This window comes from Methylobacterium komagatae, assembly GCF_042661665.1.
Lineage (GTDB): Bacteria > Pseudomonadota > Alphaproteobacteria > Rhizobiales > Beijerinckiaceae > Methylobacterium > Methylobacterium komagatae.
In genome coordinates this window covers 5,359,428-5,372,452 of sequence record NZ_JBHSWN010000001.1, presented here as the reverse complement: position 1 = coordinate 5,372,452, position 13,025 = coordinate 5,359,428, and the positions used below count along the sequence as shown (strand labels likewise).

General features: G+C 70.6%; 17 protein-coding genes. 9 read left to right on the top strand and 8 right to left on the bottom strand.

What is annotated here, in order from left to right:
* Positions 1-9: 9 nt before the first annotated feature.
* From ACFQE0_RS26535 to ACFQE0_RS26520, 4 genes are all read right to left on the bottom strand, one after another.
* Positions 10-759 carry a DUF4396 domain-containing protein gene (locus tag ACFQE0_RS26535; protein ID WP_147025446.1) on the bottom strand — a complete coding sequence of 250 codons (750 nt, stop codon included), beginning with the start codon at positions 757-759 and terminating at the stop codon, positions 10-12.
* Entirely contained in the window at positions 756-1,502 is a 747-nt protein-coding gene (locus tag ACFQE0_RS26530) for a MauE/DoxX family redox-associated membrane protein (RefSeq protein ID WP_147025447.1), read from the bottom strand. Before ACFQE0_RS26530 ends, ACFQE0_RS26535 begins: the two co-directional genes overlap by 4 nt.
* Positions 1,503-1,624: 122 nt before the next feature.
* The gene (locus ACFQE0_RS26525; RefSeq protein WP_170267751.1) at positions 1,625-1,792 is read right to left on the bottom strand and encodes a hypothetical protein; all 168 of its coding nucleotides are present in this window, start codon (positions 1,790-1,792) and stop codon (positions 1,625-1,627) included.
* Positions 1,793-1,868: 76 nt separating this feature from the next.
* Entirely contained in the window at positions 1,869-2,081 is a 213-nt protein-coding gene (locus ACFQE0_RS26520) for a hypothetical protein (protein ID WP_378974984.1), read from the bottom strand.
* 584 nt (positions 2,082-2,665) lie between these two features.
* Between ACFQE0_RS26520 and ACFQE0_RS26515 the strand changes: the two genes are divergently transcribed.
* The 6 genes from ACFQE0_RS26515 (at position 2,666) to ACFQE0_RS26490 (ending at position 7,323) form a co-directional block, all read left to right on the top strand.
* Positions 2,666-3,088: a hypothetical protein gene (locus ACFQE0_RS26515; protein WP_017486781.1), complete on the top strand. Its 423-nt coding sequence runs from the start codon at positions 2,666-2,668 to the stop codon at positions 3,086-3,088.
* A gap of 119 nt (positions 3,089-3,207) precedes the next feature.
* Complete coding sequence (locus tag ACFQE0_RS26510; RefSeq protein ID WP_147025450.1) at positions 3,208-3,705, top strand: PRC-barrel domain-containing protein; 498 nt, start codon at positions 3,208-3,210, stop codon at positions 3,703-3,705.
* Between the two features lie 186 nt (positions 3,706-3,891).
* Positions 3,892-4,107, top strand: coding sequence for a ribosome modulation factor (locus tag ACFQE0_RS26505; RefSeq protein WP_003599702.1), 216 nt, complete (start codon positions 3,892-3,894; stop codon positions 4,105-4,107).
* An 83-nt stretch (positions 4,108-4,190) separates the two neighbouring features.
* The gene (locus ACFQE0_RS26500) at positions 4,191-4,583 is read left to right on the top strand and encodes a hypothetical protein (protein ID WP_147025451.1); all 393 of its coding nucleotides are present in this window, start codon (positions 4,191-4,193) and stop codon (positions 4,581-4,583) included.
* The gene (locus ACFQE0_RS26495) at positions 4,567-6,639 is read left to right on the top strand and encodes a sensor histidine kinase (protein ID WP_147025452.1); all 2,073 of its coding nucleotides are present in this window, start codon (positions 4,567-4,569) and stop codon (positions 6,637-6,639) included. The genes ACFQE0_RS26500 and ACFQE0_RS26495 overlap by 17 nt, the downstream gene beginning before the upstream one ends.
* Before the next feature lie 18 nt (positions 6,640-6,657).
* Positions 6,658-7,323 (top strand): response regulator transcription factor, encoded by a 666-nt coding sequence (locus ACFQE0_RS26490; protein ID WP_147025453.1) that lies wholly within the window; start codon positions 6,658-6,660, stop codon positions 7,321-7,323.
* 448 nt (positions 7,324-7,771) lie between these two features.
* Here ACFQE0_RS26490 and ACFQE0_RS26485 read toward each other — a convergent pair whose 3' ends face one another.
* The 3 genes from ACFQE0_RS26485 to nhaA all read right to left on the bottom strand — a co-directional run bounded on the left by ACFQE0_RS26485 (position 7,772) and on the right by nhaA (position 10,929).
* Positions 7,772-9,076, bottom strand: coding sequence for a DUF2254 domain-containing protein (locus ACFQE0_RS26485; protein ID WP_147025454.1), 1,305 nt, complete (start codon positions 9,074-9,076; stop codon positions 7,772-7,774).
* Positions 9,077-9,142: 66 nt separating this feature from the next.
* Positions 9,143-9,622, bottom strand: a complete 480-nt coding sequence (locus tag ACFQE0_RS26480) for an MgtC/SapB family protein (protein ID WP_017486776.1) — start codon at positions 9,620-9,622, stop codon at positions 9,143-9,145.
* Between the two features lie 89 nt (positions 9,623-9,711).
* Positions 9,712-10,929 (bottom strand): Na+/H+ antiporter NhaA, encoded by a 1,218-nt coding sequence (gene nhaA / locus ACFQE0_RS26475; protein WP_147025455.1) that lies wholly within the window; start codon positions 10,927-10,929, stop codon positions 9,712-9,714.
* 229 nt (positions 10,930-11,158) lie between these two features.
* Between nhaA and ACFQE0_RS26470 the strand changes: the two genes are divergently transcribed.
* Positions 11,159-11,929 carry a potassium channel family protein gene (locus ACFQE0_RS26470; RefSeq protein WP_147025456.1) on the top strand — a complete coding sequence of 257 codons (771 nt, stop codon included), beginning with the start codon at positions 11,159-11,161 and terminating at the stop codon, positions 11,927-11,929.
* Positions 11,930-12,070: 141 nt separating this feature from the next.
* A complete protein-coding gene (locus ACFQE0_RS26465) occupies positions 12,071-12,277 on the top strand; it encodes a hypothetical protein (protein WP_017486774.1) in 207 nt (68 codons plus the stop codon).
* Here ACFQE0_RS26465 and ACFQE0_RS26460 read toward each other — a convergent pair whose 3' ends face one another.
* Positions 12,278-12,517, bottom strand: a complete 240-nt coding sequence (locus tag ACFQE0_RS26460) for a mechanosensitive ion channel domain-containing protein (RefSeq protein ID WP_170267753.1) — start codon at positions 12,515-12,517, stop codon at positions 12,278-12,280.
* 173 nt (positions 12,518-12,690) lie between these two features.
* Between ACFQE0_RS26460 and ACFQE0_RS26455 the strand changes: the two genes are divergently transcribed.
* The gene (locus ACFQE0_RS26455; RefSeq protein ID WP_378974982.1) at positions 12,691-12,942 is read left to right on the top strand and encodes a hypothetical protein; all 252 of its coding nucleotides are present in this window, start codon (positions 12,691-12,693) and stop codon (positions 12,940-12,942) included.
* The last annotated feature ends 83 nt before the right edge of the window (positions 12,943-13,025 follow it).

The following is a 13,025-nucleotide window of genomic DNA, read 5'->3' as shown; positions in this document are numbered from 1 at the left end:
GGGTGCCCCTCACATCCGCTCCTTGATACCGGAGCCGACGAGCCACCAGTTCACCGGGTAGCTGGTCAGGAACCCCGCGACCATGGCGAGCTGCATGGCGAACCAGAACTCGACCGAGTGAACCGGCGCCCGCTGCCCGGCCAGGCGCGGGAAGAGCCAGAACTGCACCAGCGCCATCAGGCCGTACATCCCCACCTGCCAGGCGATCAGCGACAGGGTGTCGGCCTTGAGGGCAGCCACCAGGCCCTCGCCTGGCGAAAGGCCCCGCATCGGCACGATGGCGTAATACTGGAACACGATCCCGAGCGCGTAGGCGAAGACGAAGTCCAGCGCCCACACGGCGTACATCTTCTCCTCGAAGGCCCACTGCCAGCCGAACCAGACCGCCACCGCCGGAACCAGGAAGGCCAGCCACTCGGCGGCGACGTCGCCCAGCATGCAGCCGCTGCCGCAGTGGAGCGCGCCCTTGCCCACCATCACCGGGAACGGCGTGCCGGTCATGTTCGGCGGCTCCTCGCCCCGCTCCTTCGCGTGGTGGTGCGCCTCCATCGTCGCGAGGCGGCCGTAGCGGAAGTAGGCCCAGACCACGGCCACCGACCCGAATAGGGCGCTGACTGGCCAGACCACGTTCATCACGGTCATGTGCTGTGGGTGCCGGACCACCTCCACCGACAGCAGCAGCGCGCAGGCGGCCCCCAGCAGCAGCGCGGCAATCGAGACGGCATGGAGCCAGCCCGGGGCGGCGAAGGCGGCGCTCAATGGTGCGCCACCAGCATCCAGACGGCCATGGCGACCATCATCAGGTTCTCGGTCAGCGAGACGAAGCCGAGCGGCACCTTGCTCGCCCCGCCGACGCAGGCGCACTTGATCTCGCGCTTGTCGAGGTAGACCGCCTTGAACACCGAGGCCGCCCCGATCGTGCCGATGAACAGCGCCACCGGGATGGAGAGCCAGTTCAGGGCGCCCGCCACCATCAGGACGCCGGCGATGCCCTCCAGGAAGGGGTAGGCGTAGGCGTAGCGCACCCAGCGCTGCGCCAGCAGGTCGTAGCCCAGGAACATCGAGGAGAAGGTCTCGACGTCTTGCAGCTTGAGGATGGCCAGCACGCACATGCTGAAGGCGATGAACCACTCGCCCGCCCGCATCGTCAGCGGCGTGCCGTAGGCGGCGTAGCTCGCCGCCAACGCCATCAAGGCGGTCATCGCGAACACGGCGACGACGGGCGTGTAGCTCGTCGCGTTCGGGTCCTGAACCTCCCTGTCGAGGTGGCGGCGCAGGTCGTCGTAGCCACCGATGCGCCGCCCGCTGATGAAGGTCTGCGGGGTGGTCTTCACGCCGTGCTCGGCCTTGAAGGCGTCGGTCTCCTCGCGCGTCGTCAGCCAGTGGTCGTCGACCGTGAAGCCCTCGCGTTCGAGCAGGTCCTTGGTCTTCAGGCCGAACGGGCAGACGTGCTTCTCCATGACCATGCGATAGACGATGGCCCTGCGGGTGGTGTCGAGCATGGATCGGCTCCTCGTTGCCGGCGGTCCTGTTCGAGGGACAACCCGCGAACCGTCGGATCGGGCACGGGCGGCAATGATGCGTCTGCCGGCTCCGCCCGGAGGCCCGCCGAAACCGGTGACGGTCAGCCTGCCAAATCGCCGGCAACGTTGGCCACCGCCAGCAGGCAGAGACCCGCGAGCAAGGACGTCGCGACTACGGCCAGGACCACATCGGAGGCGCGCGGCGCCGCAGGGCATGGTCCGAAGGCGAGCTTCCGCCAGTGGCCTTTGCGAAGCATGGAACGGGACATGATGGGTCTCCTTCGCCCGGTTCGCTCCGGGGCGTGCGAATCGGGCTAGACCGTCGGCGTTCGCGAACGACCGGCATCAGGACACGAGGATACCGGCCAGGCCGACGAGCAGGAGCAGACCCACCGCCATCCCGCACGCAGCCGACAGCGGCCACGGGGTGGAGCCGTCGCCGTTGTCGTTGGCCGGACCCGGCAGCTCGCTCGGCCAGCGCCGCCACCGTCGGCAGGTCGACGGGGCCTGCAGGACCGACGGGCCCGATCCGGCGTCAGGGCGATGGCGACACGACATGACCTGGATATCGGATGCCGCGGCCGCCAGTGGCAGTGCCGCCAAGGACGCATCGGAGGTCGGCTTCGGCCGATGCCAGGCCACCGCCGAGGCGTGCCCAGTCCTCGATGGACACGTCCGCCGGGATCGTCGGCACCTGGGCGTCGCCCGTGCCGACCGCGCTTCCGGTCTCCGCCCGTCTTCCCCAAGCGAGCCGAGCCTTCCGAACGATGGTTGCCCTCATGTCTCTCCCTCGTCCCTGTGACCGGATCGGACGGGCACCGCCGCCCGCACGATGGCGGCAGGGTCGGCGGCTCCGGTTTAAGCTTTCGTGAACCAAACCGGCCGCGCAAGCCGACCCCGAGGACGCGCCCAGAGGCGTGTCAGGTTTGTCCTGACAGGAATACGGTCTTCTCCGACTGCGCGCCCATCCCCGGCGCCACAAATCACCCTATGGGCGGGGAGAGGGACGCCGAGCCCGAGCGTCCCCGGCGGTCCGGCGCAGCAACGTCCGGCCCGCGGGCTAAGGCATAGGCCACCCCGTCGAACCCGTCACGGTCGTGGCCCGCAAGGGTCAGTCACCACCATCACGGAGCTGATACCCGATGAAACGTCTCGCACTGGCCCTCGCGGCCGTATCGAGCCTGATACTGTTCTCGCCGTCGAGCGAGGCGCGGCCCTTCGGCAGGGGCCATGGCTTCCACCATGGCGGTTTCGCCGGCCACCACGGCGGCTTCCGAGGCGTCCGCCACGGCTTCCGTGGACACCGTTCGGTCGGCTTCCGTGGCTATCGCCGCGGCTTCGGCGGGTACCGTCGCGTCGGTTTCGGAGGTCCGCGTTACGGCTACGGGCGACGCTACGGCTACCGCCGCGGCTATCCCGGTCTCGGCCTGGCTGCCGGCCTCGGGCTCGGCCTCGCCGCAACGGCGGTCCGGCCGGCCTACTACGGGGGATACGGCGGCTACGGTTATGCCCCGGTCGGATACGGATACGGCGCCCGCGGCTCCTACTGCACCTGCGGCTACTGACCTCCGTCGAGGAGACCCGGCATTCCCGCCGGGTCTCCACCCATTCCCGACTCCCTCGGCGTGCGCCGGTCCGACCTCGGGACGGGTCGAGCCCACGTCAGCATAGAAAGGTGAAACCGATGAAGAACCTCGCACTCGGCGTCTTCCTCGCGAGTTCCGTGCTCGCCAGCCCCGCGCTCGCCCAGGACAAGGCGGCCCAGCCGCCCGCCGACGCTCAGACCAACCAGATGAAAACGCCGCCGGCCGGCACCGCGATGCCGACCTCGGCTGGCGGCATGGGCGGCATGACCATGGCCGACACCGCGACCGCCAAGATCAAGTTCGTCACCGCCAAGCCGGCCGAGGTGACCTCGTCGAAGCTCGTCGGCAAGAACCTCTACAACAACAAGAACGAGACCATCGGCGAGGTCGAGGATCTCGTCATCGACAACGGCAAGACGGTCACCGGCGTCGTCGTCAGCGTCGGCGGCTTCCTCGGCATGGGCGAGCGCTACGTGCTGGTCGACCCCTCGTCGATCTTCCTGCACAAGGCGGACGGCAAGCTCAAGGCGATGGTCGACACCGACAAGGACGCACTGAAGAACGCGCCCGAGTTCAAGTACAACAAGAACTCCTGACCCCCGATGCGTGGTCCCGTGTCCGCGGGGCCACGCCCAAGCATTCCAGCGCCCGGGCGGTGTCGGGATGAACCTGACAGGCGTCGGTGAGAACGGCGGCGCCCGGCGAAACCGCTTGTCGCCGGCTAGGATACGGGCGCTACTCGAAGCCACTTCGTAAACGTCGAGGCGGTGGAGGGAGTGGCGATGCTCATGGACGTCATCATGCAGGGATCCCGCGCCCGGGCTCTCGGGCGACCGCGGGATGCATGCCCCCATCCGGCCGACTCCCGCGAGCGCCGGGCCTGGTACGAGGGTTACGATGGATCGACCTGGGACTTCGCAGAGCGAGTTCCCCATCCGGCCGTGACGGCTCGCGGCCCCGCGACCAGGAACGGGGCGGTTGACCCGAACTTGGTCTAGGTCGCGGACCTTTCTCTCGACCCCTGGTTTCCCTGGCCCTTAGGCAGAAATTTGAGGACCGTCGGGAAGGCGGCGGAGAGGCGATGGGACGGAAGCGACCCCGCTCGTTCGAGGGCCGGACCTTCGGGAGCCTCGAACGGGTGGTCACCGCCCTGGTCGAGGCGGGCTTGCAGGACTGTGCGGCCGCGCCGCCGAACCTCGTCGAACGGCAGCGGGACCTGGAACGGAACGCCGCCACCGGGGGCGACCGCCAGGTCCTGCAGGTGATCGCGTCGGGACGTCGCCTCCTCGGCGACGAGCAGACGGTGACCGACCAGCGCGTGCTGACGGATGACGGCATGGCCGGCATGCCTGTCGAGGGCAGCGCGGTCTCGGCCGACCCTGTGGTGGAGAGCATGGCTCTGCCGGTCTCACCGGCGGGAACGTCCGCTACGGCCCCGCCTGATCGGTTGCCCCCGCATGTCCGCCGGACGTGAGAACGGCGATGCCGGCCGCCCCGAGATCCATCGCGGCAACGGCAGGACCTTCGTCGCGCTCGCGGTGGCGGCCGCCATTCCCGTGCTGCTGCTCAGCGGCTGGGTGGCGACGCTCATGGCGCAACAGGAACGTGGACTGACCCGCAGCGCCGCCGTGGCGAGCGCGGCCCGGGTGGCCGAGCGCGTCGCCTCCGACATCGCCACGCAGATCGCGGTCCTCCGAGCCGAGGCCGCCTCGGCGAGCCTCGACCGGCCGGACCTCACCGCCTTCTATGCCGAGGCCGAGCGGCTGAGGCGGGAGCACCCGCTCTGGGAGACCGTCGAGCTCGCCGGTCCCGACGGCGTCCAGGTCGTCAACCTGCTCCGCTCCCTTGACGACGAGCTCGGCCCCACCGCCGACCGCGCGAGCTTCGATGCGGTGGTACGGACGGGGCGGCCGGTGGTCGGCGGGATCGGGCCGCTCGGGCCGATCTCGGGCAAGCGCCTCGTCGCGCTGCGGGTGCCGGTCGTCCGGGACGGAACGCTCCGCCACGTCCTCTCGGTCGGTCTCGCCACGAGCGCGGTCAGCGCGATCCTTCGCGACGCGGGCGCGCCGGAGGGCTGGGTCGGAACCATCGTCGATGCGGCGGGCAACACCATCGCACGCACCCGGGCCGAGGCGGAGGAACTCGGCCACCCCGCCGGCGCCGCCCTGCTGGCGGCGATCCGGCGGGAGCCGCAGGGCTTCTACACCGGATCGACGCTGGAAGGGCCGGACGTCGAGGTCGTCTACCGCACCCTGAAGGACACCGGTGGCTGGTCGGTGCATTTCGGTATGCCGGTCGCCACGCTGAACGCGCCGGTTTCGCGTTCCTACCTCCTGCTGGCCGGCGGCAGCGTGCTGAGCATCGGCCTCGGCCTCGCATTGGTCGGGCTGGTCGGGCGCGACATGGCCCAGCGGAGGGCGGGCGAGCAGGCGCGCTTCGCCCTCGCCCTGCGGTCGAGCGAGGAGCAGGGCGCCGTCGCCGCCGAGGCCGCGGAGCTCGGCACCCTACGGTGGGATACGGCCGAGGAGACCGTGACGGCCTCCCGACGCGCCGCCGAGCTCTTGGGTTGGGAAGCGGAGGTGCCGGAGGGGCGCGAAATGACCGCGGATGCCGACATCGCCTTCCGGGCGGTCGACGCCGGCGACCGGGAGCGGATGGCGGCGGAGATGCGGCGAAGCCTCGCCGAGGGCAAGCCCCTCGATGTGGAGTTCCGGGTCTTTCAGGCTGGTTCGGTGTCGCGCTGGGTGCGCCTGACCGGGCGAGCGCCTCGGCTTCGGCAGGGGGACCCCTCGGGCCTCGTCTACGGCGTGGTCTCGGACATCGAGCCGCGCAAGCGGGCCGAGGCGGAGCGGCTCGACCTGCTGCGCCGCCTCGGCGAGGCGCAGGAGAACGAACAGCGCCGGATCGCCCGCGAGCTGCACGACCAGGTCGGCCAGACGGTGACCGGCCTGTCGCTCGGCCTCAAGGGGTTGGAACGTCTGCTCGACGCGCAGGAAACCTCGGCCGAAGCCGGACGGCAGATCCAGTGGCTGCAGCGCCTCGCCGGCGAGATCGGGCGCGACATCCACCGCGCCGCCATCGACCTGCGCCCGACCGCCCTGGACGACCTCGGGCTGCGCGAGGCGCTGGCGACGCTGCTGCGCGAGTGGGGACAGCGCCACGGCGTCCGATCCGACCTGGAGTTCGTCGGGGATGCGTCGCGCCTTCCAGCGGCCGTCGAGAGCGCGGTCTACCGAATCGTGCAGGAGGCGCTCACCAACGTGCTCAAGCACGCCCGCGCGGCGACCGTCAGCGTCTGTGTCGACCGTCGCCCGGACGAGGTCCAGGTGATCATCGAGGACGACGGCGTCGGCTTCGAGCCCGGCTCCGGCACCTCCCCGTCCGAGGCGCGCACGCCGACCGAGCCGCGGCTGGGTCTCTCGGGCATCCGCGAGCGTTTGACCCTCCTGAACGGCACGCTCGCACTGGAGGCATCCCCGGGCGTCGGCACCACGCTGTTCGTCCGCATCCCGGTGACGCCAGCCGCCTGACCCACGAGGGGGAACAGCATGGACCGTATTCGCGTCATCCTGGCCGACGACCATCCGGTCGTCCTCGCGGGCATCCGGGCGCTACTCAACGCCGACCCGGAGGTCGAGCTCGTCGGCGAGGCCACCGACGGCGGAGAGGCGCTGCCGATGATCCGCGCCGTCGCGCCCGACGTCGCCGTGGTCGACGTCTCGATGCCCGGACTGAACGGCCTCGAATTGACGGAGCGGGTGAAGGGTGAATGCCCCGGCACCCGGGTGCTGGTGCTGACCGTCCACGAGGACGCGGCCTACGTGCAGCCGCTGATGAGAGCCGGCGCGCGCGGCTACCTCCTCAAACGCTCGGCCGCGGACGACCTGCTCCGGGCGGTCCGGGCCGTGGCCTCCGGCGGCGTCTATCTCGACCCCTCCATTGCCGGCCACGCCCTGGCGGAAACTTCCGGCTCGGACGGGCGCCCGGGCACGGCGGAAGGCCGCGAGCCGCTGAGCCCGCGCGAAGCCGAGACCTTGCGGTTGATCGCGCAAGGCTTCAGCAACAAGGAGATCGCCCGGCGCATCGACGTCAGCGTGAAGTCGGTCGAGACCTACAAGGCTCGGGCCGCCGAGAAGCTCGGGTTGCGGACCCGCGCCGAGATCATCCGCTACGGCGCCGCGAACGGCTGGTTCGACGCCTTGGCCTTGCGGTAGCGCCATACCTTTCACTCCGCCGCGCACGCCACGGCCCGAACGGGCCTGCCGCAGAGTGTTTCCCGACGATCATCGGCTCCTTGCGTCGCGCGCCTTCGATGGGGCGGGCGTACCCCGGACCGACGACCCCCTCCTCGTGATGATCGGAGGAGTCCCGACCGCGCCGGGCTTTGCCTTAGGTAGGGTGCGGTCCTTCGTGAGTGCCCGCGCGCGATCCACCGGCCCCCCGTCCTGCGCGGCGGCCGGTTGCGGCACCAAGCCTCCTGCGAAGGCCATCAACGGGATGATCACGAGCGAGCGTGCCAGGGTCGAACCATATCTCGGCTTGTCGATCATCGGATCCTCGTCAGGCGCGGTCCTTCGCTCAACTTGTACAGCCGCCGCTTGATCCCGACGGGTCGACCCCGCAGGCGCCACGCCCTTCATCGACCGAGCGTGCATTGCTCATTCACCCGACGGATCGATCCGCTCCGGTCCTCACCCGGACGAAGCGAGCGTGCCGCTCCTCAAGGTCGGCGAGGTCGCTCGGGTCGGCGACGTCGCGCCGCGCGGCGGCCAGGACGAGGTCGGCATGGCGCCCGAGCTTGGTCAGGCGCGAGGTCAGCCGCTCGACCTCTGCGGCGCGTGTCAGGACGTCCAGCATCCGCGCGAGCACGTGGACCGAGCCGGCGGCGTTCTGGCGGATCATGTGGAACATCGCGTCGCACAGGCCGTCGTAGTCCGTCACCGGATGGACGAGCACGATGCGACCCTCGCGCGCGACGGCCCCGGTCGGCAGGTGGCGCGGCGCGATCCGGCACAGGGCGTCGCCCAGGTGGTCCAGCACGCTGCCCGCCGTCATCGGGTCGTTGATGCCGGGCGAGAGCGCCCGCACCGCGATTTCGACGAGTTGCCGCACCGAGTATTCGAGATCCTGCAACGCCGCGGGGCGGCGTCCGAAAGTGAGCGCGCGGCCGACGGCCTCGGCGGCGTCCTCGACGCCCGCGGAAAGGAAGGCGACCGGGAATCCCCGTGGCACGAAATCGCCCGGACGAACCCTCAGGGCAAGGACGACGCGCCGCTCGTGCGCCCAGTCGGCGAGGCCATCCGTGTCGACCGCCTGCAGGTAGCCGCCGTCCGCCGGCGCGACCGGGCCGCCGCGCAGGGCTTCCGTCGGTGGCTGGACATCGGCCTCGTCGCGCGTCCGAGCCTCGACGGCCGCGCAGAGGTCGCGGTGGACGGCGTCGACCACCGTCTCGACGTTGATGCTGGTGGCGACGTGGTGGACGAACCACACCAGCGTCCCGAGAGAGACCAGCGCCAGCAGCACGGCACCCGAGATGGCGAGGTGCGGGACGAAGGTCTCCTCCTCGACGGTGCGCACCGTGCGCAGCACCATCAGCGCGTAGGCGAAGGTGCCGAGGAAGATGCCGAGCACGAGTTGGTTGCGGGCGTCGCGCACGAAGTTGCGCAGCAGCCGCGGTCCCATCTGGTTCGAGGCCAGCGTCAGCGCCGCGATGGTGATGGAGAAGGTGGTGCCCGCCACCCCGATGGTGGAGGAAGCCACCGCGCTGAGCAGCGCCCGCGCGCCCTCGGCGCCGCCGGTCCAGCCCCAGTCCGCGTCCGGGGAGGACGGGTCGTAACCGGCGATGTGCGCGGTCTCCAGCCCCACGGCGACCTGCGCCAGACCGATGCAGGCGAGCACGACGAGGGCCGGCCGCAGCCAGAATTGGTCGCCCAGGAACTCGATCCAGGCCCGTATCCTCGCCCTCACCGGCGCCCCTCCCGTTCCGCCGCCCGAACCCGGGCGGGTGCCACTTTCCCGCTCATCGACATCGGCTCAATCCTCCGCTTCCTCCCGGGCGAGACCGACCCGCTTGAGCGCGGTGATCAGCACCAGGATGGCCAGCCCGAAGCCCATCGCCGCCGCGAGCAGCGTGAACTGCGCGGCGCCGGCCACGATGCCGGCCGAGGCCGCGAGCCACACGCTGGCGGCCGTCGTGAGGTTGCGGACGGTTCGCTCCGCGTCGCCCCGGGCGACGAAGATCATACCGGCCGCGATGAAGCCGATGGCCTGCGCAAGCCCTTGAATGACGCGCAGGGGATCGGCGTCACCGCCGCGGGCCTGCACCTCGGCGTAGAGGCTCAGGGCCGAGGTGGTGATGACCGCGGAACTCAAGGCGACGAGGGCGTGCGTACGGATGCCGGCGTCCTTGCCCTTGCGCTCCCGCTCGAAGCCGAGCGCCAGCCCGCAGACCGTGGCCGAGCCGAGCCGGAGGAGGATGTCCGTCAACGAGATGGCGGTGGCGTCGAGAAGCATGAACGGGTCCGGTCCCCCCGGGAGGTTTGGCGAGTGTCGAGGGTTCAACACGCGCCGGCCGCCCCCTTTCCCGGATTGGCCCGCTCGGTTCAGGCCGGGCTTGGCCGCGCACGTTGTTCCCTCGGGGTGGCGACCAGGAGGACGAGCGCCCCGGCCACCATGCACGCGACCGAGCCGGCGAGCACGCCGATCTTGACCTCGGCCTCCAAGGCTGGCGCGTCCGCGAAGGCCAGCAGGCCGATGAACAGGCTCATGGTGAAGCCGACGCCGCAGAGGAGCGAGACGCCGTAGACCTGCGCCCAGGTCGCGTGGGCCGGGCGCTGCGCCAGCCCCAGCCTCACCGCAGCCAGCACGAGCCCGAACACGCCGGCCTGCTTGCCGACGAACAGGCCGAGCGCCACGCCGAGCGTGACCGGGTCGAGCAGCATGTGCGGGGCGAACCCGGCCAGCGACACGCCCGCGTTGGCGAAGCCGAAGACCGGCAGGATCAGGTAGGCCGACCACGGCTGCACCGCGTGTTCGAGGCGGTGCAGCGGCGAGGTCGGGTCGTCCGGCTTGCCCACGCTCAGCCGCAACGGAACCGTCATCGCCAGGAGCACCCCGGCGACGGTGGCGTGGACCCCGGACCTGAGTACGAGGACCCACAGGACCACGCCGAGCAGGAGGTAGGGCCAGAGGCGGGCCACGCCGGCCTTGTTCAGCCCGTACAGCACGGCGAGGACCAGAGCGGCCCCGCCCAGCATCGGCAGCGACAGGTCGGCGGTGTAGAACACCGCGATGATGAGCACCGCGCCGAGGTCGTCGATGATGGCGAGCGCCGTCAGGAACACCTTCAGCGATACCGGCACCCGCGATCCCAGCAGCGCCAGGACGCCGAGGGCGAAGGCGATGTCTGTGGCGGCCGGGATCGCCCAGCCCCGCAACGTCTCGGGCGAGGACCAGTTCACGGCGGCGTATACGAGGGCCGGGGCGGCCATTCCCCCCGCCGCGGCCAGCCCCGGCAGCACACGGTCGGGCCAGGTCCGCAGGCGCCCGTCCAGCATCTCGCGCTTGATCTCCAGCCCGACGTGCAGGAAGAACACCGCCATCAGGGCGTCGTTTATCCAATGCAGGACCGAGAGCGGGCCGAGATAGGCCTTGAGCGCGGCGAAGTAGGTGTCCGCAAGGGCGGAGTTCGCCACCACGAGCGCAAGCGCCGCGCTGGCCATCAGGACGAGGCCGCCGCCGGCCTCGCTGACGAGCGTGTCGCGCAGGGCCGAGATGGGACGGCGGCGAGGCCGCGCAACGGCATGGGGGGAGGACGACACGGGCACGGGTCTCCGGCGCTGGCGGCCCGACCAGCGCTCGTCCTGCCGGTCCGACCGACGGACCGCGCACCCTCGTGCGGGCTATCGCATCGGCGTGCCGCAGGCACAACCCGGCCCCGGTGACTACACACGGCGGGTGCGACGGGCGGCACCCCGTTCAGGTGGCCGGAACCGTGTCCGGTGTACGGGTTTCGGCCTCCGAGCCCCGCGAGTGAGCATTTCCAGGCGCATGCCACACCTGACAGAGAGGCTTCGAGCCCTGTACGAAGGCGACACCGACCGCGCCCACCGCTTCCGCTACGGCCTGCTCGCCTTCGACCTCGCCACGCTGCTGTTCATCATCGTCTCCTCTTTCATGCCGCGCGAACCGCTCGTGGAGGGCGTCGACGTGCTGATCGGGGCGGCGGTGACCGCGGACTTCCTGTCGCGGCTGGCCATCTGCCCGCGGCCGGGCCGCGAGTTCCTGCGTCCGACCACCTGGGCCGACCTCGCGGCCATCGCCTCGTTCCTCGCGCCCATCGTCGGCGAGGGCGCGGGCTTCCTGCGCATCCTGCGGACCTTGAGGCTGCTGCGCACTTACCAGCTGCTCGACCGGCTGCGCGCCGACTTCCCGTTCTTCCGCCGCAACGAGGAGGTGATCATCGCGGCGGTGAACCTCGCGGTGTTCGTGTTCGTGATGACCGGCATCGTCTTCGCCACGCAGCACGGGCGCAACCCGGCCATCGGCAACTACGTCGACGCGCTCTACTTTACGGTCACCTCGCTGACGACGACGGGCTACGGCGACGTCACCCTGCACGGGACCGGCGGTCGCCTCGTCTCGGTGGTGGTGATGATCTGCGGGGTGACGCTGTTCCTGCGCCTCGCCCAGGTGCTGTTCCGGCCCTACAAGGTACGCTTCCCCTGCCCGACCTGCGGCCTGCAGCGGCACGAGACGGACGCCGTGCACTGCAAGGCCTGCGGCACCGGCCTGAACATCCCTGACGAGGGCGCCTACTAAGGCGGGCGCTCAAGCGCGTTCCTACCCGTCGGCCTCTCTTCGCTCCCATGTGACCTGTCAGCGGCCGAGCGGGGGATTCCGGCCGGCGGGCAAGCCCTCGCACAGACGAGAGCGGTTTCCGTAGGTCTCCTCGACCTGGTCGTGGAACAGCACTTGGCTGGTCGGGTACGGCAGGTCGATGCCGGCGGCGTTCGGCGCTTCCTCGGCGATGGCATGGTCGAGGGCATCGACCGCGTCGCGACGCCGGGGCGGATCGATTTACAGCCGGGCGGTCATGTCGACGCTGGCCGCTCCCAGCCCCCAGACCTGGGCCTCGGGCGGCGGGTCGGCCAGCACGCCCTCGGTTAGTCAGCGGGAAGGCGAGGTGTCGCCTCTCGTGCGCGGTGATGACCGTGATCTTGTCCACGAACAGCGTCGCGTTCGGGGCAGCACACGCTGGTTGTCGTAGGTGCGAAGCACTGTGGCCCGCACACAGGCGTCCTCGACAGTGTACTCGTGGCTGCCCGCCCGGATCTGGTCGCCGATGACGAAGGGCTGCGTCAGCAGGTTCAGGATGTCGGCGAGCAGGTTATGCAGCGCGTCGTTCACTTCCCATCCCGCCAGGAACCAACCCGTGCGGGGAATACTTGCAACTCGGCATACCCGTCGCACGGGCGCATCGGACAAAGCGAGATATCTTGGTGACCGCCGGTCGTCTTCTCTCTTACCGTTGTATCGCAGCCATCCTATTTGCCGGCGCCGTCGCTATGCTCTCGGGGGTCGTGGCGCTGCCGGCCGCCGCGCAGTCAGCCGGCAGCGCCATCGACCAGCCGACGGCCGGAACGCTCCCGCCCGGGACATCGACGGTGAAGGACGATGGTGCCGCACCGCGCGACCAGCCCTCCGGCCAGGTCGCGCCGCCGAACGTCATCCAGTCCTCGACGGACGTGATGCAGTCGGAGGGGACGGTCCAGGGCAAGGGCGAGGGAGGCGGGACGCACCCGGTCAAGCACCTGCCCAAAGACATGCGCTGACGGCCGATTCTCGCACCCGTGCGGGCCGGCCTCCCGAATTGCCCTACGCGGTGGCGCTGCCCGCGGTCGACAATCCTAGAGGT